This is a genomic window from Herbaspirillum sp. alder98 (genome assembly GCF_020179755.1).
Lineage (GTDB): Bacteria > Pseudomonadota > Gammaproteobacteria > Burkholderiales > Burkholderiaceae_D > Herbaspirillum.
Window position 1 is genome coordinate 617,266 of sequence record NZ_JAIUCY010000002.1, and the last position, 20,102, is coordinate 637,367.

Consider the following 20,102-nt stretch of genomic DNA (forward strand, 5'->3'; position numbering starts at 1 on the left):
ATGCGCGGCGTCGACTACGATGAACTTCAACAGCTGGGCGGCGGCGTATTGCCGATCGTGGTGGTCACGGTCATCGCCGCCATCGGCCTGGCCTCTTTCGGCTTCGCCCTCGGGATGTCGTTCGGCAGCTGCCCCCTCCAGGCGGTAAACGTTTCGACGTAGCGACCGCAGTAGTGACCGCAAACAGGCCGCCTCCCAACAGGAGGCGGCCTTTTTTCATTTCTGCTGATCGAGCGCACGCACAATGTCGAATTAGCGGCTAGAATCGGCGGCGCAATAGCTAGAAAACATCACAGAACCCGCCAGCGCGCGACCTCGCGTCGCGCTGCATGATGGGCGCCAGGCCGGAATACACGGCTCGCCAACCAAAAGAGGCAATCATGACTACATCCACATCTTCGCCGTCGAAGCTTTCCACGGTGCTGCGCGTCACCAGCGGCAACTTCATGGAAATGTTCGACTTCTTCCTGTTCGGCTTCTACGCCACCCACATCTCGAAGGCCTTCTTTCCCAGCGACAACGAATTCGCTTCGTTGATGCTGACCTTCATGACCTTCGGCGCCGGCTTTCTGATGCGACCACTGGGCGCCATCATCCTCGGCGCCTATGTCGACCGCGTCGGCCGTCGCCAGGGCCTGATCGTCACCCTGGCGCTGATGGCGCTGGGCACGGTGCTGATCGCCTGTGTTCCCGGCTATGCCACCATCGGTGCGCTGGCGCCGGTACTGGTGCTGATCGGACGCCTGCTGCAAGGCTTCTCGGCCGGGGTTGAGCTGGGCGGTGTATCGGTATATCTGGCCGAAATGGCCACACCGGGCAACAAGGGCTTCTATGTCAGCTGGCAGTCAGGTAGCCAGCAGGTCGCCATCATCGTCGCCGCCGCCATCGGCTACGCCCTCAATACCAGCCTGTCGCCGGCCGAGATCGGTGACTGGGGCTGGCGCGTGCCGTTCTTCATCGGCTGCCTGATCGTGCCGGTGCTGTTCGTGATCCGCCGCTCGCTGCAGGAGACCGAAGAATTCAAGGCCCGCAAGCATCGCCTGTCGACCAGCCAGATCTTCCGCTCCATGATCGACAACTGGAAACTGGTGATCGCCGGCATGATGCTGGTGTCGATGACCACCGTCTCGTTCTACCTGATCACGGTCTACACGCCGACCTTCGGCAAGAGCGTGCTCAAGCTGTCGACCGAAGCCAGCCTGATCGTGACACTCTGCGTCGGCCTGTCCAACTTCATCTGGCTGCCGATCATGGGCGCGCTGTCGGACCGCATCGGTCGCCGCCCGATCCTGCTGGCCTTCACCATCCTGACCATCCTGACCGCCTACCCGGCCATCAACTGGCTGGTGCACGATGCCAGCTTCGGCAAGATGCTGGTGGTCGAGCTGTGGCTGTCCTTCCTGTACGCCAGCTATAACGGCGCCATGGTGGTGGCCCTGACCGAAGTCATGCCGGTCGAGGTGCGCACCGCCGGCTTCTCGCTGGCCTATAGCCTGGCCACAGCCCTGTTCGGCGGCTTCACCCCGGCGGTGGCGACCGGCCTGATCCAGTACACCGGCGACAAGGCTGCCCCCGGCATCTGGATGAGCGCCGCCGCCATCTGCGGCCTGGTGGCTACCCTGGTGCTGTACCGCAAGCGGGCCAGCGGCCAGCCAGTGCCGGCCTGAAACATCACTCTCAGCTATTGGATGGGGCCGCATTTGCGGCCCTTTTTTTTGCCTCGCAGTTGCCAGAGTAATAACGAGGCAGGTCAAGCCACGTAAAAAAATCTTCAAGTCTTATATAAGAGTTGAAGATTTTCCCGTCGCTTCGGAGTAGACTACAGCCTGTTTTTTGCCGCGGCATCTGAGGAAAAGACGAAGAGACGCTGCCGGCCACGGTGTTTCCACGTGGAAAAACGACCCAACCGGCGGGACAGGCCGGATCAGCCAGCGGCATGCGGATGCCTCAGCCACAAGCACACGATGCATCCGCGCGCGGCAGGACGGGACGGTCGACAGCATATGCAGCACAGCACATCAACACACCAACAGCAAGGACATCATCGTGACTACAGGTAACCCGACCATCATCTATACGCTGACCGATGAGGCGCCATATCTGGCGACCCATTCGCTCCTGCCCATCGTCAAGAAATTCACCGCGCCAGCCGGCATCGACGTCGTCGAGAGCGACATTTCGGTGGCAGCGCGTATCCTGGCCGAATTCGCCGAGTTCCTGACCGATGAGCAGAAGGTCCCCGACAACCTGGCCGCGCTGGGCGCATTGACCCAGAGCCCGGACGCCAACATCATCAAGCTGCCCAACATCAGCGCCTCGGTGCTGCAGTTGCAGGCGGCCATCCGCGAACTGCAATCGCGCGGCTACAAGCTGCCGGACTATCCCGAGCAGCCAGCCACCGACGAAGAAAAGGCCCTGCAGAAGCGCTATAACAAGATCTCGGGCAGCGCCGTCAACCCGGTGCTGCGCGAAGGCAACTCGGACCGCCGCGCGCCTAACGCGGTGAAGAACTACGCCCGCAAGCATCCGCACTCGATGTCGAAGTGGAGCATGGCCTCGCGCACCCACGTGGCGCACATGCGCGGTGGCGACTTCTATGCCGGCGAAAAGAGCCTGACCATCGAGCAACCGGTCGAAGTCAACATGGACCTGGTGACCAAGTCCGGCGAAACCATCGTGCTCAAGAAGAAGGTTGCGCTGCAGGCCGGCGAGATCATCGACAGCATGTTCATGAGCAAGCAGGCGCTGTGCAACTACTACGAAGAGCAGATGCAGGACGCGTTCGATTCGAACCTGCTGCTGTCGGTGCACGTCAAGGCCACCATGATGAAGGTCTCGCACCCGATCGTGTTCGGCCACGCCGTGCGCACCTACTACAAGAACACCTTCGAAAAGCACGCCAAGCTGTTCGCCGACATCGGCGTGAACCCGAACAACGGCATGTCGGGCGTGTATGAGAAGATCAACACCCTGCCAGAAGCCCAGAAGGCCGAAGTGCTGGCCGACCTGAAGGCCGACGAAGCCAAGCGTCCACGCCTGGCCATGGTCGATTCGGCCAAGGGCATCACCAACCTGCACGCGCCCAACGACGTCATCGTCGACGCGTCGATGCCGGCCATGATCCGTGCCGGCGGCAAGATGTGGAACCTGGAAGGCAAGACCGAAGACACCAAGGCGCTGCTGCCGGAATCGACCTTCGCCCGCATCTACCAGGAAATCATCAACTTCTGCAAGACCAACGGCGCATTCGACCCGACCACCATGGGCACCGTGCCCAACGTCGGCCTGATGGCGCAAAAGGCAGAAGAATACGGTTCGCATGACAAGACCTTCGAAATCGCCCAGGCTGGCGTGGCCCGCATCGTCACCGCTGACGGCAAGGTCTTGCTGGAGCAGAACGTCGAGGCCGGCGACATCTGGCGCATGTGCCAGGTCAAGGACCCGGCAGTACGCGACTGGGTCAAGCTGGCGGTGACCCGTGCACGCCTGTCGGGCATGCCGGCCGTGTTCTGGCTCGACCCGTACCGTCCGCACGAAGCCGAACTGATCAAGAAGGTGCGCAACTACCTGAAGGAACACGACACCAACGGCCTGGACATCCAGATCATGTCGCAGGTGCGCGCCATGCGTTACACGCTGGAACGCGTCATCCGCGGCCAGGACACCATCTCGGTGACCGGCAACATCCTGCGCGACTACCTGACCGACCTGTTCCCGATCATGGAACTGGGCACCTCGGCCAAGATGCTGTCGATCGTCCCGCTGATGGCCGGTGGCGGCATGTTCGAAACCGGCGCCGGCGGTTCGGCGCCGAAGCACGTGCAACAGCTGGTCGGTGAAAACCACCTGCGCTGGGATTCGCTGGGCGAGTTCCTGGCGCTGGCCGTGTCGATCGAAGACGTGGGCATCAAGACTGGTAACGTGCGTGCCAAGATCCTGGCCAAGACGCTCGACGCCGCCACTGGCAAGCTGCTCGACAACAACAAGTCGCCTTCGGCCAAGACCGGCGAACTCGACAACCGCGGCAGCCACTTCTACCTGGCCCTGTACTGGGCGCAGGAACTGGCCACGCAAAAGGACGACGCCGAACTGGCCAAGCAATTTGCGCCGCTGGCCAAGTCGCTGTCCGAGAACGAAGCCAAGATCGTGGCCGAGCTCAATGGCGTGCAGGGCAAGCAGGTCGACATCGGCGGTTACTACCTGCCGGACCGCGCCAAGACCTTCGCCGTGATGCGTCCTAGCGAAACCTTCAACAAGGCGCTGGAGGCCTGATTGAAGCTGTAGCACTGCAATGAAAAATAGCCGCGATCGTCTCGCGGCTATTTTTTTGTACGCCCCAAGCGGTCCGGCCTTCGCCGGCACGACGGGGGAGTTATAACGCAAACGCCGTCGCCCTGACGAAAGTCAGGGCCCAGTGACGTTCGTCGCATTGCAAGAAAAAGATTGGCAGGCGCTCCAGCCTGCATCAACCCAACAGGAAATTGGCCCCGACCTCCAGCGTGTCGGCACCCTCGCCGGTGGTTTCGTCCTTCAAGGCCACGCCCGACAGGCCGCGCAGATGCGCCTGCGCCATCAGGTAATGCAGCTTGTAGGCGGCCTCGGCATAGACCAGCCCTTGTGGGCGCACATTCGAGATGCAATTGCGACTGGCGTCGGTCAGCCCGCGCGCTGGCATCCACGTCAGGTACAGCCCCATGCTGTCGGGCGAACTCAGCCCCGGACGCTCGCCGATCAGGATCACCACCAGCCGCGCCCCCAGCAGTTCGCCGATTTCATCGGCAATCGCCACCCTTGCCTGGCTGGCGACGACCAGCGGCGCGACGCTCCAGTTTTCCGGCCCGATACGCCCCATCAGCTCGGCCAGGAAAGGCACCGCATTCTGGCTCACCGCCAGCGACGACAAGCCATCGGCGATGACGAAGGCGATATCGAAGCGTCGTTGGGAAGGCTCCCCGCCCATCATCATCTGCGCCCGCGATTCATCGCACAGTCGCCGCCCCAGATCGGGCCGCTGCAGGTAAGTCAGGCGATCGGCGGCGGCGCTATGCACGTGCAGCACCTGGTCGCCGCCGATGCCCAGCGGCTGCAAGCGGGCCACCAGATCGGGCACGTCCAGCGCCTGATGCACGGCGTCACGCGCCTGGGCATGCGCCAGTTGAAACGCCAGCTGCGGCTGGGTCGGCAGGCTGACGCCGGCGCGGCCCAGCGCGATACGGGCCGAGGTGAAGCGGCGCAGCGCATCCCAGGGATTGGCCGTGACCGGCGGGTCGTGACGGGCCATGGCTTATCCGATCCGCGGCAAGGCGTGGCGAAAGCCGGGCGGCATGTCGCCATGCAGGCGAAACTGCTCGCCATTGAAGATCTGCATCTGGTGCAACCAGGCCTCGAACTCCGGCGCCGGCCGCGCACCCAGCACGCGACGCACGTACAAGGCGTCGTGAAACGAGGTGGTCTGGTAATTGAGCATGATGTCGTCCGAACCGGGAATGCCCATCACGAAGGTGCACCCGGCCACGCCCAGCAAGGTCAGCAGCCCATCCATGTCGTTCTGGTCGGCCTCGGCGTGATTGGTATAACAGACGTCACAGCCCATCGGCAGGCCCAGCAGCTTGGCGCAGAAATGGTCTTCCAGGCCAGCGCGGGTGATCTGCTTGCCGTCGTACAGATATTCGGGACCGATGAAACCCACCACGGTATTGACCAGCAAGGGCTTGAAGTGGCGCGCCACGGCGTAGGCCCGCGCCTCGCAGGTCTGCTGGTCGATGCCGTGATGGGCATTGGCCGACAAGGCGCTGCCCTGGCCGGTCTCGAAGTACATCACGTTCTGGCCCACGGTGCCGCGTCCCAGCGATAGCGCCGCAGCGCGGGCCTCGCCCAGCAGCGCCAGGTCGATGCCGAAGCTGCGATTGGCGGCCTCGGTGCCGGCAATCGACTGGAACACCAGATCGACCGGCGCGCCGCGCTCGATGGCGGCAATCGTATTGGTGACGTGGGTCAGCACGCAGGACTGGGTCGGGATGTCGTAACGCGCGATCACCTCGGCCATCATGTCGACCAGCTTGACCACCTGCGGCACATTGTCGGTGGCCGGATTGATGCCGATGACGGCGTCGCCGCTGCCATACAACAAGCCGTCGAGCATGCTGGCGGCGATGCCGCTGGCGTCGTCGGTGGGATGGTTCGGCTGCAGCCGGGTCGACAGCCGACCGGCCAGGCCGATGGTGTTGCGAAAGGCGGTGACCACGCGGCATTTGCGGGCCACCAGGATCAAGTCCTGGTTGCGCATGATCTTCGACACGGCCGCCGCCATCTCGGGCGTAATGCCGGGAGCGACGGCGGCCAGCGCGGCGCTGTCGGTGTCGTCGGCCAGCAGCCAGTTGCGAAAATCGCCCACGGTCAGGTGGGCGATCGGCGCAAAGGCGGCGCGGTCGTGATGATCGATGATCAGGCGCGTGATTTCATCGGTTTCGTACGGCACCAGCAGCTCTTCCAGGAACAGCTTGAGCGGCAGCTCGGCCAGCGCCATCTGCGCCACCGCACGTTGTTGCGCGCTGTCGGCCGCAAGCCCGGCCAGCAGGTCGCCCGAGCGCGCCGGCGTGGCCTTGGCCATCAGCTCCTTCAGGTCGACAAAGCCGTGGCGGGTACTGCCGACCTGATGGGTAAAACGATGTTGCGCCATCTGCGCTCCTCCTGGTGGACTGCCCCGCCGTGACCGCTCAGGCCAGCAATTGCGGCGCGCTCTTGCCGTACTTGATGCTGGCCTCGGCCGGCAGCCAGTTGCCGGTCGATTCCTGGCGTCCCTGCAGCAGGAAGCGCGGACGGGCCGATGTGCCCTGCTCGCTTGCCAGCTTGGACAGCTCGCCGATCTTGCCGTTCTTCATGCGATTGACGATCAGGCCGAATTGCGTATCGGCAAAATCGCGCAGCATGTCGTAGTCGCCATCGCTGTCGCCGGCCACGAACAACGGACCGTAACCCTTGCTGGCCACCAGATCCTGCTTGATCGCCACCGTCTTGCCCGGGCCCCAGGTCAGCGGCCAATCCTTCAGGTAGGCGTTGCGGAAGAGCTCGCCGCTGCGCTCCAGGCGCAGGCCGATGACGTTGGCCCGGCTCACGTTGTAGCCATATTTGGGGTGGGTGGCGAACACCGCAACGACGTCTTCCAGCGACGCCGTGCAGACATAGATATCGAACCCGTGGTTACGCAAGGTGTCCATCATGCCGCCGATCTCGGTGCACAGGCGAATGCCGTGGAAATGCGACACGCTGACCACGCCGGCGCGGCCCGGGCGATCCGCCGGGCTGGTGTACTTGACCTTGGCCAGGCCGGCACCGAGCGCGGCGTCGTTGGACGCCTCGGCCAGCGCGCTGACTTCGGCCACGCTCATGTTGGCGAAGAAATAGATCACCCAGGGATAACCGACATTGACGCCGTGGGTGTCGTTGACGGCTTCGTAGAGATAGTAGAGCTTGGCCCGGAAGTCCTGGAACTCGACCGTGCCGACGATCTCTTCCAGCGGTCGGCTGCCGCCCAGGCCTTTGAAGTTGGCGTGCAGGAAGGCGTAGTCGGCATCCAGGTCGGCGCAGATCGCATCGAGCTCGACCGGATTGCCGGCGGCATTCTTGAAGTCACGGCTGAACGGGCCGGGTGGCACGTTCTGGCGGATGATGGCGCTGAACTCCGCCGGCGAGAGCTTGAACGAGAGCGTATTGATCTGGTGCATCAGCAACGCTTCCTCGCAGTCATTCATGATGCAGGTATTGTCCCAGTCGAACACGGCGTAGGGGCGCTTGCTGGCCCGGTAGCCGGGCGCGCCGATGCCATGCGCGGCGATCATCTGCACCACCATGTCGTGGTTGCGCTGCGCCCACTTGGCCCGATCCAGGCCGACCTTGGCCAGCTCCCTGGTCGCGGCCTGCCCCAATGCTGGCGTGCCCACCAGCGCGCCGCCGGCGGCCGCGGCCAGCAGGCCGCCAAGAAAGCCGCGGCGCTTGGCCATGGGCGAGGTGCTGGCGGCTAACTGATCTGGCTGCATCGGGTCTGGCTGCGAATGACGGCGGTTTTGCATGATGTGCTTTCTGTAGTCGTTGGAGAAGGACGGCGCTGCGTGAATCACGAAGGTTGACGCTGGCCGGCAGCGCGCTGACGGCCAGTCAGCACGAACCAGGCGTAACCGAGCGCCAGGAACAGCAGGAAGATGCCGAAGATCAGCGGGTTGTAATAGATCATGGTGCCCATGCAGACCAATGCGCACAGCAGCGCGAAGGCCGGGAAATACGGGTACAGGGGCGCCCGGAACGGCCGCTCCAGGCCGGGCTGGCTGCGGCGCAGCTTGAACAGGCTCAGCATGCTGAGGATGTACATCAGGATCGCGCCGAACACCGACATGGTGACGATATTGGCCGTCAGGGTCTGGCCGCCCAGGGTGATCCACTCGTCGCTGTAGATGGCGGCGATGCCGACCACGCCACCGGCGATGATGGCCCGGTGCGGGGTCTTGAAGCGCGGATGCACGCGCGCAAAATAGGCCGGCAGGTAGTCTTCGCGGGCCAGCGCGAAGATCTGCCGCGAATAACCCAGGATGATGCCGTGGAACGACGCCACCAGCCCGAACAGGCCCAGCCACACCAGCATGTGCAGCCAGTTGCTGTTGTCGCCCACGATCAGCTTCATGGCCTGCGGCAAGGGGTCGTTGATGTTGGCCAACTTGGTCCAGTCGCCGGCGCCACCGGCAAACAGCATCACGCCGATGGCCAGCACCACCAGGGTTAGGATGCCGGTGATGTAGGCAATCGGGATCGAGCGCTTGGGGTCCTTGGCCTCTTCGGCGGCCATGGCCACGCCTTCGATGGCCAGGAAGAACCAGATCGCGAACGGGATCGCGGCGAACATGCCGGGCACCGACGCCAGGCTGAACACGTCGTGTCCGGACCAGCCGCCCTTGGTGAAATTGCTCATCGAAAAGCCCGGCGCGACCACGCCCATGAAGACCAGCAACTCGAAGATGGCCAGCAGCGTGACGCATAACTCGAACGTGGCGGCGATCTGCACCCCGACGATATTGAGCGTCATGAAGACCAGGTAGGCGCACAGCGCAGCGAGCTTGGGATCGACCGCAGGAAACTGCACATTCAGGTAGGCGCCGATGGCCAGCGAAATGGCCGGCGGCGCGAACACGAACTCGATCAGCGTGGCGGCGCCGGCCAGATAACCACCGACCGGACCAAAGGCGCGCCGGCTATAGGCAAACGGCCCACCGGCGTGCGGAATCGAGGTGGTCAGCTCGGTAAAACTGAAGATGAAGGTGGTGTACATGGCCGCAATGAACAGTGCGGTCACGGTAAAGCCGAGCGTGCCGGCGCTGGCCCAGCCGTAGCTCCAGCCGAAATACTCGCCCGAGATCACCAGCCCCACTGCGATCCCCCACAGCTGAAGGGTGTTGAGCACCGGCTTGAGTTGCGGACTCGATGAATGATGTTGCATGCACACTCCTGTGGACGTGGCAGACCCGGCCTACGCAAGCGCGGGCGCGGCTGTCCTGGCGACACGATGAAAGCAAATTGAAAGTTGGCGGGCACAGCGTTTGCTTCAAAAAGGCAGGTCCCGCCGCTGGCGACGACTATAGCAACGCCGCTGGCGACGACGTTATCGAAATTCGGCAAAGCCGCGCCACCGCCCATCCAGAGAGACAGCCCATGTCCCAAACGCCATCGTCAATGCTGCATTCTCCGTCGCCCCAGGCCGTTTCTGCAGCGCACGCAAAACAGGCATTGCGCACCGTTGTCGCGCGCGACGTCGACGAACACGCCCACAACCTGACCGACTGGCAACAGCACTACGACCAGTTGGCGCCGGGCCATTTCGAGGGGGTGATTGCCGAGTGGCAGGGTTGCGGCCTGCAGATTTTTCGCGAAGGTACCAGCCGCGCCATCCGCCAGTCCTGCCAGGTATGGCCGGACGCTTTCTGGTTCGGCATCGAGGCGCGCCCCTCGGGCATGCGCATCAATGGCCGCCAGGTGACGCCGGAACTGATGATGACCCGCCCCGGCGGCTGCGACTTCGAACTGCTGACCCCGGATCACCACGAGATCTTCGGCATCGTGGTGCAACGCGATGCGCTCATCGCCAGCGCCGCCCAACTCGGTTGCCAGGTCGACTGGGATGCACTGGGCAGCGCCGAGCTGATCAAGGCCGGCGCCGATGGCCTGGATGAGTGCCGGCGCAGCATCGATCAATTGCTGCATCTGGCCGGGGCCAGGCCCGGCGCGGCCGATGCGCTGCACTTGCAGCAACAGGCGGTGCTGGTGTCGTTGCTGGCGCTGCTCGATGGCGGTGACATCGAGACCGCTGCCAGCGCCAGCTTCCTGCGTCGTCGGCGTATCGTCAACGACGCCCGCGCCCACGCGCTGCAACTGCAGGACCAGCCGGTCTCGGTGCCGATGCTGTGCGAGGCCTTGCATGTGAGCCGGCGCACGCTGCAATACTGCTTCGAGGATGTGCTGGGCATCAGCCCCATGACTTACCTGCGTTCGGTGCGGCTCAACGGCGTGCGCCGCGCCTTGCACGACAGCGCCCGCAATGCGCACGGCCCCGCCGCCATCGGCGACCTGGCTGCGGCCTGGGGCTTTGGCAATTTCAGCCAGTTTTCATGCGACTACAAGAAGCTGTTCGGCGAAACGCCATCGGCCACGCTGGTGGGACACAAGCTGCGCCACTGATCCCACGCACGACGCTGCCGGCACTGGCGCCCGGCCCGCTTCGGCGGCACAATGCGGGTTGCCCTGCTGACCTTGCCTTGCGCCCGAACCCATGACCACTGCCACGACGGCCCCGGCCGACGATTTTTTCTCGCTGGAAAGATTCGAATTCCTGTGCTATTCGCGCCAGCGCGAACCGGCCGCGCGAGAGCTGGTGCGCCTGCTGGTGCTGATCGACCGCAACTACGGCAAGCTGGACCGCAATTTTTCGTTATCGGTGTCGGCGGCGGTACCCGACAGCGAACACGACGCGCACCTGCTGACCCGCCTCACCTCGGCCATCTCGGCGCTGTTCTCGGATCCGGATTTTCACATCAGCCCGGACGGCTTCGGGCAATTGATCAACTTCCAGCGCTGGCTGTCGGCGCTGTTCGGCGCCAGCCATTTCGTCAATTGCGACCACATCCTGCGTTCGCTCAACCTGAGCGGGCCGGACGCCACCGACTTCCAGCTGCGCCCGCTGGACCTGGTCAAGTTCTGCCTGCTGTATTCTCCCGAATCCGAACTGCCACTGGACGTCGAATTGCTGTGGCAGCAGAACCGCCCGCTGGCCGCCGCCCTTTTCATGGCCCTGCTGTCACCCCGCTTCCTGGGTTCGCAGGCGGCGCACTCCAAACGTGAGGCGCTGCTGGGCTGGCTGCCGGATCGCCTGCCCGAGATCGGCAAGCTCGACGCCCTGCCGGTGGCGGTGCTGCACGACGTCTACATGCACTGCAGCTATGCCGACCTGCCGCAGCGACATCGCATCAAGGCCGCCATCAATACGCTGATCGAACGCAAGCTGCGCGAGGCCGGCATTGACGATCTGGCGCGGCCCGGCGCGGCCGATGGCGACAAGCCGGTGTTGCTGGTGTTGCTGGAATGGTTTTCGGGGGGGCATTCGATCTACCGCACCCATTCGCGCACGCTGGAAGGCGCAGGCCGCCATTTCAGGCTGGTGGCGATGGGCTTCGAGGCCAATGTCGATGCACTGGGCCGTGCGGTGTTCGATGAATTCATCCCGTTCAGCCGGCCTGGCGACCTGCTGGGCTGCCTGCGCGAACTGCGCGCCCAGGCTGCGCATTTGCGACCAGCGGCCTTGTACATGCCCAGCGTGGGCATGTTCCCGATCACCATGTTCGCCGCCAATCTGCGACTGGCGCCGCTGCAGGTGGCAGCGCTCGGGCATCCGGCGACCACCCATTCGCGCCATATCGACTACATCAGCGTCGAAGACGATTTCGTGGGCGATCCCGCCTGCTTCAGCGAAAAATTGCTGCGCCTGCCCGCCGACGGCCAGCCTTATCGCCCTTCGGCGGTGCCGGTGCAGGTGGCGCCGATTGACCGGCTGGCGCGCCTTGACCGGGTGCACGTCGATATTGCGATTGCCGCCACCACCATGAAATTCAACCCGCGCTTCCTGCTGGCCTGCCAGAAGATCGCCGAACTGGCGGGCCAGCCGGGGCCGGGACTGCCGCCAAGGCAAGTGCGTTTTCACTTCCTGGTGGGACAGGCGCAGGGATTGCTGACGCCGCAGGTGCAACGGCTGATCCAACGCTATCTGCCGCATGCTGCGGTGTATCCGCACCAGCCTTACCAGCAATACCTGGACGTGTTCAACCAGTGCGACATGTTCCTGTCACCGCTGCCCTTCGGCAACACCAACGGCATCATCGATGCCTTCACGGTGGGCCTGCCGGGCGTGTGCAAGACCGGCCCGGAAGTATTCGAGCATATCGATGAAGGCCTGTTCGGCCGGGTTGGCCTGCCGGCCTGGACCGTCGCCGCGACCCTGAACGACTACATCAACGCCGCCGTCAGGATGGCCCGCGACCTGGAGGCACGTGCGGCCTTGTATCAGCACCTGGCTGATCAGCGCCCCCTGCAACGACTGTTCGAAGGTCGGCCTGAATCGCTCGGGCAAGCGCTTGCTGCCCTGGTGGCCGGCCAGACCGATACTTGCCGGCCTTAGTCGACCCGGCTGCGCTGGCGCATGCCGGCAGCCGGCAATCCCTGACGCGCAGCGCATGGCATCTACCCGCCCGGCTGCCCGGCCCCACGCGGTACGGTAAACGGCTGCTTCCGAAGACCTTCGAATTTCCATCCGACGCGCGCCGTGACCTTTAGAACCGGGGGCACGGCGCGCCTATGATCGCCTCTCCCCCGACCAAGGCGTGGCTGCGGTCGGCGGGCACTAGCCGATGGCCGCATTCTGCGGTCTTCCTCCATGTCCCCTGCTTCCGGATATATCTGATGTTCCAGCATCACGATATGGCGGATCAATCCATTCAAAGGAGTTCCCATGCAAGTCCTCTCCCCTGTCGAACGACAAATGATCGGCGGCGGCGCCGGCCCATGCCGTTGTCCCGCGCCTGCCGCATCGCAGACAGAGATGCCGCTGCCCGCCATGGCCCACCATGCCAGCGCCCGCATCTTTGCCGATACCGTGGCGGCCGGCGAACTATGGCCGGCCTGATCGGGGTTCGCATTGACGACATCAATGACAGGTTCGTTGGGAATACAGGGCACGGCCTGCCATTGATCGACCCGCACCCTCTTCAAAGGAACGCTGATGCGTAAAGTACATTCCGACGAACTGCAACATATCACCGGCGGACTTTTGCCGATCGCCGTGGTGCCGCTGCTGGCGCTGGCGTTTGGCCTGGGCCTTGGCACCGGCCTGCTGGTGCGCGAAGCGAACTGTCCCAAGTTGCCGGCCCCGGAAACGCCGGCCGCAACGCCGGCAGGCAGCTGACATCTACCCCCTGCACGACCCATCTTTTTATCCAAACTGGAGAACGATATGCAATCCATCGAACGCAACACCATGGAACAGATCAGCGGCGGCAGCCAGGATTTTTTTGAATGGCTGATCGATACCTTTACCGGCAATACTTACGACGAACCAGACCGCTGGATCTACGAAGAAATGAAATACAACGAGCAGTCGGCGCCTGCCCCAGGTCGCTGATGCATGGCGGGCCGGCAATGTCATTGATCAGTAAATGCAATGCTGGCCGGGCCCGCCAGCCGGTTACCCCTAGGCAGGAGGCGGCGTTGCTTGCTGCCGGCCTTGGCTGTACCCGTTACGCTTGCCTCTCCTGCTTGCCCGCTCTCGTCGAATCGTTGCCCTGACAGCCCCGGTCCGGTTCGCACAACGCATCAATAACGGCCGCCCGCTGCAAACCCCGCCCGAGTGTTACTGGTAATAGATGTCGATGCTGGCCAGGCCGTCCAGCGGGACGCGTCCAACCGGCAGGTCGCCGCGCTTGTTGATGATGGGCTTGACGCCGATCACCCCCGAAATAAAGCGATACACGCCCGCCGTGCGTTTGCCCGGCGCGGCAAACGACAGCCGCGAGCTGCCGTCGGCCCACACCAGGCCGGAATCGGTCTTTCCCCATTGGTTCAGATTGAAGAATTTGTAGATCAGGTCTACCGGCACTACCTTGCGCTGAGCATCCTGGGCGCCAATGTCTTCCGACACGACCCGCAACTGGAATTGGCCGACGTTGATATCGCCGACGCTACCGAGACCAAATGCAAAGATCCCCCGCCCCGGCACTAGCGAGCGCACCGCCGTCTGCGGTTTGACATCGCGTGCCGACAGATGGATCGTCATCGGATCATCGCAGCGGATGGTAAATGGAATCTGTTTTTCTTCAAGCTGTAGCGGTTGGTCGACTGGAATCGTCGACAGCGGTATAACGCCGTAATTGACCTTCCCGCCGTTGGCCAGGTCGATTGCGCAGGCGCCCGGCACGATCTCGCCAATCACTGCCAGCCGCGTCGCCGACACATTCTCGACGGCGGCAATCGATGGGCACCAAATGCCGATCAGCACCATCAGCGCCACCCTCCCGGGCATCAGATTCGAGCGCCGGTGCGCCGTCAGAGATGGACGGCACAAGCGATGAGATATACGGGTTAGGTTCACGATGATTTCCCTCCTGGATAACAGATGAGCGGTTCGCCATGCGGCGCATGCGCGTACAAGCCAGCGCTGGCAAGTCGGTAATTGGTTAGTAGAAGATTTCGACGGTGGCCAGCCCCGCCAGTGGCAAGCTGCCACCTGGCAACCGTGCGCGGCGGTTGATGTAGGTTTCAATCTGGAACGTGCCGGTGACGCTGCGGTAGGCGCCCGGCTCCAGCCTGCCCGGCGAGGCAAACGACAGACGCGTCTCGCCGCTGGACCAGAAGTAGGGATTGTCGCTGCGCCCCCAGCTCGGACGGTCGGCATAGGCGTACAGGATATCGACCGGCGCGGTCTGCCCTTCGGCGTCCTGCCCGAAGAAGGTGCCCGGCACCGACTGTATGCGGAACTGGCCGATGTTGCTGTCATTGACGCTGCCCAGGCCGAAGGCAAGGTCGTCTTCGCCAGGCACCAGCCCCAATACGGCAGTCCCCGATTTTTCGTCCCGCGCGGTCACCTTGATGATCATCGGGTCTTCGCACGTGACGGTGAATTGAACACTGCGGACACCCAATTTGAGCGGTTCGTCGTCGGGTACGTTTTTTCGGGGGATATCGCCGTAGGAAACCATGCCGCTGCCGGCGAGGTGCACCGTGCAAGCGCCGGGAACCAGCCGGCCCGTGACCTTCAGGTGGGTGCTGGCGGACCGTCCCGAACCGCTCGACGCCGACGCTGCCGTCATGCCTGAAAAACCCGTCAGCGTTGCCAGCACGATGGCAAAAAACCGTGAACCGGCCCGGAATGCTGCAGCAATATGTGGCGTGTGCATGATAGTGCTCTCCTGATGCGTCGATGAAGCAGTCGGAGGTGAATTATCGATGGGCGCTACATCGTCTGACATTCGAAAAAAGCTAGAATTGCGCTACCGTTGCCAGTGGTTTTGAACAAACACTAACTGAGCCAAACCCAGGAATCCAGATGACACAGGTATTTGACCGACCACCCACCCACAGGCCGCCCCGCAGTCGCCACCCACTGGCCGCGGCATGCGATGTTGTCCGGGGCATGGCGCTGCAGCTGTTGGCGCTATTGGCGCTGTTGCTGGCGCTGTCGCCACCGGCGCAAGCCGCCGGCGACTTCGCGGCACGGCAGGAGATCAGCCTCGGTCATGACCGGCCCTATCGGTTTGCCGTCTATGCCAACCAGGCGCTGCCACCGACGCCCAATATGAGCCGCACGGCGGTGGTGGTGCTGCACGGGGTCAAGCGCAATGCCGACGACTATTTCGCAATCGGGCAGACATTGCTGAAATCGGCGGGCATGGCGCCCGACACCTTATTGGTGGCGCCCAATTTCATGACCCGCAACGACGCTGGGGCATCGGATGCGATGCCGTTATGGGGCGGCGGCAAGTGGATGCAGGGAGATCTGTCCGAACACGGGGTGCAGGGCTTGAGTTCGTTCGAGGCGCTGGACGATATCGTGCTGTACCTGGCCAATCGCGCGCACTTCCCGCAATTGCGTGAAGTCGTCCTGATAGGCCACTCGGCCGGCGCCCAGCTGATGCAGCGCTATGCCGTCCTGAATCAGCTCGACGAGCGCATGCAGGCGGCCGGCATCCATCTTCGGTATGTCATTTCCAGTCCGTCGTCGTATCTGTATTTCGATGCCATGCGACCGGATGGCGATGGCTTCGCGCTACCCAAAGGCAATCAATGCCCGGGCTATGACAACTATCGGTATGGCATCGGTAATCCCCCCGATTACCTGAAACGGCAAGCGCTGGATGGCCGCCAGCTGTTTGCCCGCTATGCCGCGCGCGACATCACCTACCTGGTCGGCCAGCGTGACGACGACCCCAACCACCGCTTCCTTGACCGCGCCTGTGGCGCTGCCTTGCAGGGCAAGACCCGGGTCGAGCGGCAACTCAACTTCGTGCGCTACGAGCAGTTACTGGCCATGCGCTGGAACCTCACGGTGCAGCACCCCGAGTTCGAAATCGAGGGCGCCGCCCACAGCGCCGAGCGCCTGTATCGGTCCCCGGCCACGGCACGCCGCATGCTGGGGCAGTGACGCGATAGCCGCTGGCTGCCCTACTTCCACTCCAGGATCGCATTGCGACGATCCAGCCAATGCACCTTGACACTGCCCGGCGTCACCTTGCGCGCCGCGCAGGCGCTGGCGGCCAGCGCGAACGGTGCATCGTAGAAACGACCCGAGGCCGACGAGCGCATCGCCGTCTGCGGCGCGTTGCGGGCAATCCAGTCAGCCGAATTGGTGCGCAGGAAGATCATGCAAGCGCTGCCGCTGGTCTCGGCCACCTGGCAGGCGCAGGTGTTGCCCGAGGTGGTGATCGGCTCGGCGGGCGCGGCCGGACGCCCCAGCACATCCGGGACCGGTACCGGCACGGGAACCGGCACCGGCCGCGTCTGCTGCGAGCCGTAGCTGCCACCGAGATCGCGCGCGGTGACGCCCTGCGCCAGGGCCGGCGCACCGATGGCGAACAAGGCCGCCAGCAACGCATGGCGGGCGACGAAGCGAAGTCGATGACGAAGCACGGGCGTCTCCTGGTGTAAAAGTGGAAGCGGATCGCTCAGGCGCCGACCCTGAGTCGCCACAAGGTGGTCACTTCCTTGCTGCGGGCGGCATGCAGCGGGTCGCTGGCATCGCTGGCCTTACCGTGACGCGGCCGGATGTCGGTGCGACCCAGCACCGTCAGGCCGGCCGCAGCGATGGCCTCGGACAGCATGGTCGGGGCACGCAGGCCCAGATGTTCGGCAAAGTCGGACATGATCAACCAGGCCTCGCCGCCCTCGGTGAGGTGCTGCGGCAGGCCCGCCAGAAAACCCAGCAACATGCGGTGTTCGAAATCATAGACCGCGTTCTCCACGGGCGAAGACGGGCGTGCCGGCAACCAGGGAGGATTGCAGACGATCAACGGCGCGCGCCCTGGCGGAAACAGGTCGGCCTGTTGCAATTCGACCTGCTTTGCCAGTCCCAGCGACTTGAGGTTGGCGCTCGCGCATTGCAGCGCGCGCGGGTCGTTGTCGGTCGCCACGATGCGCCGCACGCCACGCCGCGCCAGCACCGCCGACAACACGCCGGTGCCCACGCCAATGTCGAAGGCCAACTCGGTCGCCGGCAACGGCGCCTGCGCCACCAGGTCAACATATTCGCCCCGCACCGGCGAAAACACGCCGTAGTGCGGATGGATGCGTTCACCCAGCGCGCTGACCTCGACGCCCTTGCGGCGCCACTCGTGGGCCCCGATCAAGCCCTGCAATTCGCGCAGCGACACCGCAAACGACTGGTCCGCCAGCGTGGCGCCATAGGCTTCGCGACAAGCGGCGACGACGTCCGGTGCGCGCCGCAGCGGCACCACGAAACCCGGATCGACCGGAATGATCAGCATGCCGAGGATGCGCGCGCGCTGCGCCTGCAGTTGTCGCTGCTGGTGAAACGCCTGGCCGGGCAGTGCGGGAGCCGGGGCGGCGCCCTTCTTGGTACTGGGGCGTTCGCGGGCGCGGTCAACGCGACGGGCCAGCGCCTGCAGCAGCATGCGGGCATTCTGGAAGTCGCCACGCCACAGCAGCGCGGTGCCTTCGCAGGCGAGCCGGTAGGCGGTATCGGCGGGGATCTGGTCGTCGGCCTCGCGCACCTTGCGTGGCGGGGAGTTGCCGGCTTCCGAGTGCCAGCGCAGCGTATGGGAAACCCCATCTGCCTCCCACTGGATCTGGGATGGGTCGGAAATCGCGGCTTGTTCTTGGGTCATGAAGGAATCTGGGTACAGTGCCCGCGGCGAACTGCCACGTGCCAACAGCCGCCAGTGTAGCAAACAGGGGCCGCCGGTGAACTTACAACGTCGACGAGAACCGAAGTATTGATGTGCAGCATGGACGATGCACTTGTCACGATGTGCCTGATGCAAGACAAGATGCAATCTGCCCCAGTGCGGCTATGATGAGACCAGATTTCACGACCAAGGAGATGCCATGACCGATAATTCGCTGCAGTCCACCGCCTTTGATCGCCAGAACCTGTTGCACAAGCTGGCAGAATTCGAAGCCGAACTGGGCAAGCTACCGCCCGATGGACTCGACGCGCGCCAGTTGCAGGACGATGTCGCCCGCCTCAAGCAACACCTGAGCGAACCGGCGCCCGAACCCAGCGTCTTGCGCGACGCCTGGCAGTCGGTGCGTGATTCGGCGCACCGTACGGCCGACAATGTCGAGAACCAGGTGTTGCGTGACAGCCCGGCCATCACCGAGATCGGCCGCATCATCGGTTTGCTGTGATTTGCCGGGGTCCGGCTTTCGCCGGCGCCACGGGATATTGATAGCGCAAGCTCCGGCGCCTCTCCGTCCCCCGTCACCCTGACGAAAGTCAGGGCCCAGCGACTTCCAGCGTACGGATAGCGCAACCAACGTCGCTGGATACCGGCTTTCGCCGGTACGACGGGCTACTAATAGTCTGACCTCCGTCGTCCTGACGAAAGTCGGAACCCCGCGACGGCAATCCACCGTCGCGGTACCAACTCAACGCCCCGCCGGCAATGGAATCCACTCAGTCTCGCCGGGAATATCCGGAAACACCGACTTGTCGCGCGCGGTCCAGGCCAGCTTGGCCGCTTCGATCTTGTCCTTCGAGGTCGACACGAAGTTCCACCAGACAAAGCGCGGCTCCGGCATCGGCTCGCCGCCCAGCAGCATGAACACGGCATCGCTGCTGACGCTCACCTGCGCGCTCACGCCTGGCGCCAGGATCGCCAGGGTACCGGCCTCGATGGCCTCGCCATCGATGGCCAATGCGCCCTTGACCACATAGATCGCGCGCTCGCTGACTTCAGCCGGCACCGTCAGCGATGACCCAGCGGGCGCGGTGGCCGCCACATACAGCGTAGGGCTGGCAGGCCGCACCGGCGAGGTCACGCCAAAGGCCGAACCGACCAGCACATGCAGGCTGGCGCCATCGACCTCGACCGTGGGCATGGCGTCGGCGGCGTAGTGCACGAACTCGGCATTGCCGTCTTCGACCGCCGCCGGCAGCGCCACCCACATCTGCAAGCCGTGCACCGGCACTTTCTGCTCACGGATATCGTCAGGCACCCGCTCCGAATGCACGATGCCGCGTCCGGACGCCATCCAGTTCACCGCGCCCGGCGTGATGCGCTGGACCACGCCCAGGCTGTCGCGGTGCATCATCGCGCCAGAAAACAGATAGGTCACGGTGGCCAGGCCGATATGCGGGTGCGGACGCACATCGCCTTCGGTGGTGCCGGCGTCGAATTCGACCGGCCCCATGTGATCGAAGAAAACGAATGGCCCCACCGTACGGGCCGCCGCCGATGGCAGCAGCCGGCGCACCGGAAAACCGATGTCGCGCGTCAGGCCGTGGATCTTGTGAACGATGCTGCTCATGCTTGCTCCCTGCTTGCTTTAGATTGGCTGGCCCG

19 protein-coding genes are annotated in these 20,102 nt (G+C 64.0%); 10 read left to right on the forward strand and 9 right to left on the reverse strand.

Annotated features, from left to right (window positions below; genetic code table 11):
* The 3 genes from LBW87_RS07435 (at position 1) to LBW87_RS07445 (ending at position 4,272) form a co-directional block, all read left to right on the forward strand.
* Complete coding sequence (locus tag LBW87_RS07435; protein ID WP_225200804.1) at positions 1-162, forward strand: hypothetical protein; 162 nt, start codon at positions 1-3, stop codon at positions 160-162.
* Positions 163-380: 218 nt separating this feature from the next.
* Entirely contained in the window at positions 381-1,667 is a 1,287-nt protein-coding gene (locus tag LBW87_RS07440) for an MFS transporter (RefSeq protein ID WP_225200805.1), read from the forward strand.
* Positions 1,668-2,046: 379 nt separating this feature from the next.
* On the forward strand, positions 2,047-4,272 hold the full coding sequence (locus tag LBW87_RS07445; protein ID WP_225200806.1) for an NADP-dependent isocitrate dehydrogenase: 2,226 nt from the start codon (positions 2,047-2,049) through the stop codon (positions 4,270-4,272).
* A 193-nt stretch (positions 4,273-4,465) separates the two neighbouring features.
* On the opposite strand, the gene eutC is transcribed toward LBW87_RS07445, so the two are convergent.
* The 4 genes from eutC to eat all read right to left on the reverse strand — a co-directional run bounded on the left by eutC (position 4,466) and on the right by eat (position 9,484).
* Positions 4,466-5,281: an ethanolamine ammonia-lyase subunit EutC gene (eutC, locus tag LBW87_RS07450; protein ID WP_225200807.1), complete on the reverse strand. Its 816-nt coding sequence runs from the start codon at positions 5,279-5,281 to the stop codon at positions 4,466-4,468.
* A gap of 3 nt (positions 5,282-5,284) precedes the next feature.
* Entirely contained in the window at positions 5,285-6,679 is a 1,395-nt protein-coding gene (locus LBW87_RS07455) for an ethanolamine ammonia-lyase subunit EutB (protein WP_225200808.1), read from the reverse strand.
* Between the two features lie 37 nt (positions 6,680-6,716).
* Entirely contained in the window at positions 6,717-8,036 is a 1,320-nt protein-coding gene (locus LBW87_RS07460) for an HAD family hydrolase (protein ID WP_225200887.1), read from the reverse strand.
* A 77-nt stretch (positions 8,037-8,113) separates the two neighbouring features.
* Positions 8,114-9,484 carry an ethanolamine permease gene (gene eat, locus LBW87_RS07465; protein ID WP_225200809.1) on the reverse strand — a complete coding sequence of 457 codons (1,371 nt, stop codon included), beginning with the start codon at positions 9,482-9,484 and terminating at the stop codon, positions 8,114-8,116.
* A gap of 212 nt (positions 9,485-9,696) precedes the next feature.
* Between eat and LBW87_RS07470 the strand changes: the two genes are divergently transcribed.
* The 5 genes from LBW87_RS07470 to LBW87_RS07490 all read left to right on the forward strand — a co-directional run bounded on the left by LBW87_RS07470 (position 9,697) and on the right by LBW87_RS07490 (position 13,708).
* The gene (locus tag LBW87_RS07470) at positions 9,697-10,719 is read left to right on the forward strand and encodes a helix-turn-helix domain-containing protein (protein ID WP_320442716.1); all 1,023 of its coding nucleotides are present in this window, start codon (positions 9,697-9,699) and stop codon (positions 10,717-10,719) included.
* A gap of 91 nt (positions 10,720-10,810) precedes the next feature.
* A complete protein-coding gene (locus LBW87_RS07475) occupies positions 10,811-12,709 on the forward strand; it encodes a peptide transporter (protein ID WP_225200810.1) in 1,899 nt (632 codons plus the stop codon).
* A gap of 330 nt (positions 12,710-13,039) precedes the next feature.
* Positions 13,040-13,213: a hypothetical protein gene (locus tag LBW87_RS07480; protein ID WP_225200811.1), complete on the forward strand. Its 174-nt coding sequence runs from the start codon at positions 13,040-13,042 to the stop codon at positions 13,211-13,213.
* A 96-nt stretch (positions 13,214-13,309) separates the two neighbouring features.
* Entirely contained in the window at positions 13,310-13,492 is a 183-nt protein-coding gene (locus LBW87_RS07485; protein WP_225200812.1) for a hypothetical protein, read from the forward strand.
* A gap of 48 nt (positions 13,493-13,540) precedes the next feature.
* Positions 13,541-13,708 (forward strand): hypothetical protein, encoded by a 168-nt coding sequence (locus LBW87_RS07490; protein WP_225200813.1) that lies wholly within the window; start codon positions 13,541-13,543, stop codon positions 13,706-13,708.
* A gap of 228 nt (positions 13,709-13,936) precedes the next feature.
* On the opposite strand, the gene LBW87_RS07495 is transcribed toward LBW87_RS07490, so the two are convergent.
* Positions 13,937-14,674 (reverse strand): DUF1120 domain-containing protein, encoded by a 738-nt coding sequence (locus LBW87_RS07495; RefSeq protein ID WP_225200814.1) that lies wholly within the window; start codon positions 14,672-14,674, stop codon positions 13,937-13,939.
* 85 nt (positions 14,675-14,759) lie between these two features.
* Positions 14,760-15,479 carry a DUF1120 domain-containing protein gene (locus LBW87_RS07500; RefSeq protein ID WP_225200815.1) on the reverse strand — a complete coding sequence of 240 codons (720 nt, stop codon included), beginning with the start codon at positions 15,477-15,479 and terminating at the stop codon, positions 14,760-14,762.
* A 236-nt stretch (positions 15,480-15,715) separates the two neighbouring features.
* On the opposite strand from LBW87_RS07500, the gene LBW87_RS07505 reads away from it, so the two are divergent.
* Positions 15,716-16,723, forward strand: a complete 1,008-nt coding sequence (locus tag LBW87_RS07505; protein WP_225200816.1) for an alpha/beta fold hydrolase — start codon at positions 15,716-15,718, stop codon at positions 16,721-16,723.
* Between the two features lie 20 nt (positions 16,724-16,743).
* Here the strand turns inward: LBW87_RS07505 and LBW87_RS07510 are convergent, their stop codons facing one another.
* Both LBW87_RS07510 and LBW87_RS07515 read right to left on the reverse strand, forming a co-directional pair.
* On the reverse strand, positions 16,744-17,169 hold the full coding sequence (locus tag LBW87_RS07510) for a hypothetical protein (protein WP_225200889.1): 426 nt from the start codon (positions 17,167-17,169) through the stop codon (positions 16,744-16,746).
* 74 nt (positions 17,170-17,243) lie between these two features.
* Positions 17,244-18,422, reverse strand: a complete 1,179-nt coding sequence (locus LBW87_RS07515; protein ID WP_225200817.1) for a methyltransferase — start codon at positions 18,420-18,422, stop codon at positions 17,244-17,246.
* Between the two features lie 220 nt (positions 18,423-18,642).
* Here LBW87_RS07515 and LBW87_RS07520 point away from each other — a divergent pair, with 220 nt between their 5' ends.
* Positions 18,643-18,945, forward strand: a complete 303-nt coding sequence (locus LBW87_RS07520) for a hypothetical protein (RefSeq protein WP_225200818.1) — start codon at positions 18,643-18,645, stop codon at positions 18,943-18,945.
* 240 nt (positions 18,946-19,185) lie between these two features.
* Here the strand turns inward: LBW87_RS07520 and LBW87_RS07525 are convergent, their stop codons facing one another.
* Positions 19,186-20,067 carry a pirin family protein gene (locus LBW87_RS07525; protein WP_225200819.1) on the reverse strand — a complete coding sequence of 294 codons (882 nt, stop codon included), beginning with the start codon at positions 20,065-20,067 and terminating at the stop codon, positions 19,186-19,188.
* Positions 20,068-20,102 lie beyond the last annotated feature (35 nt).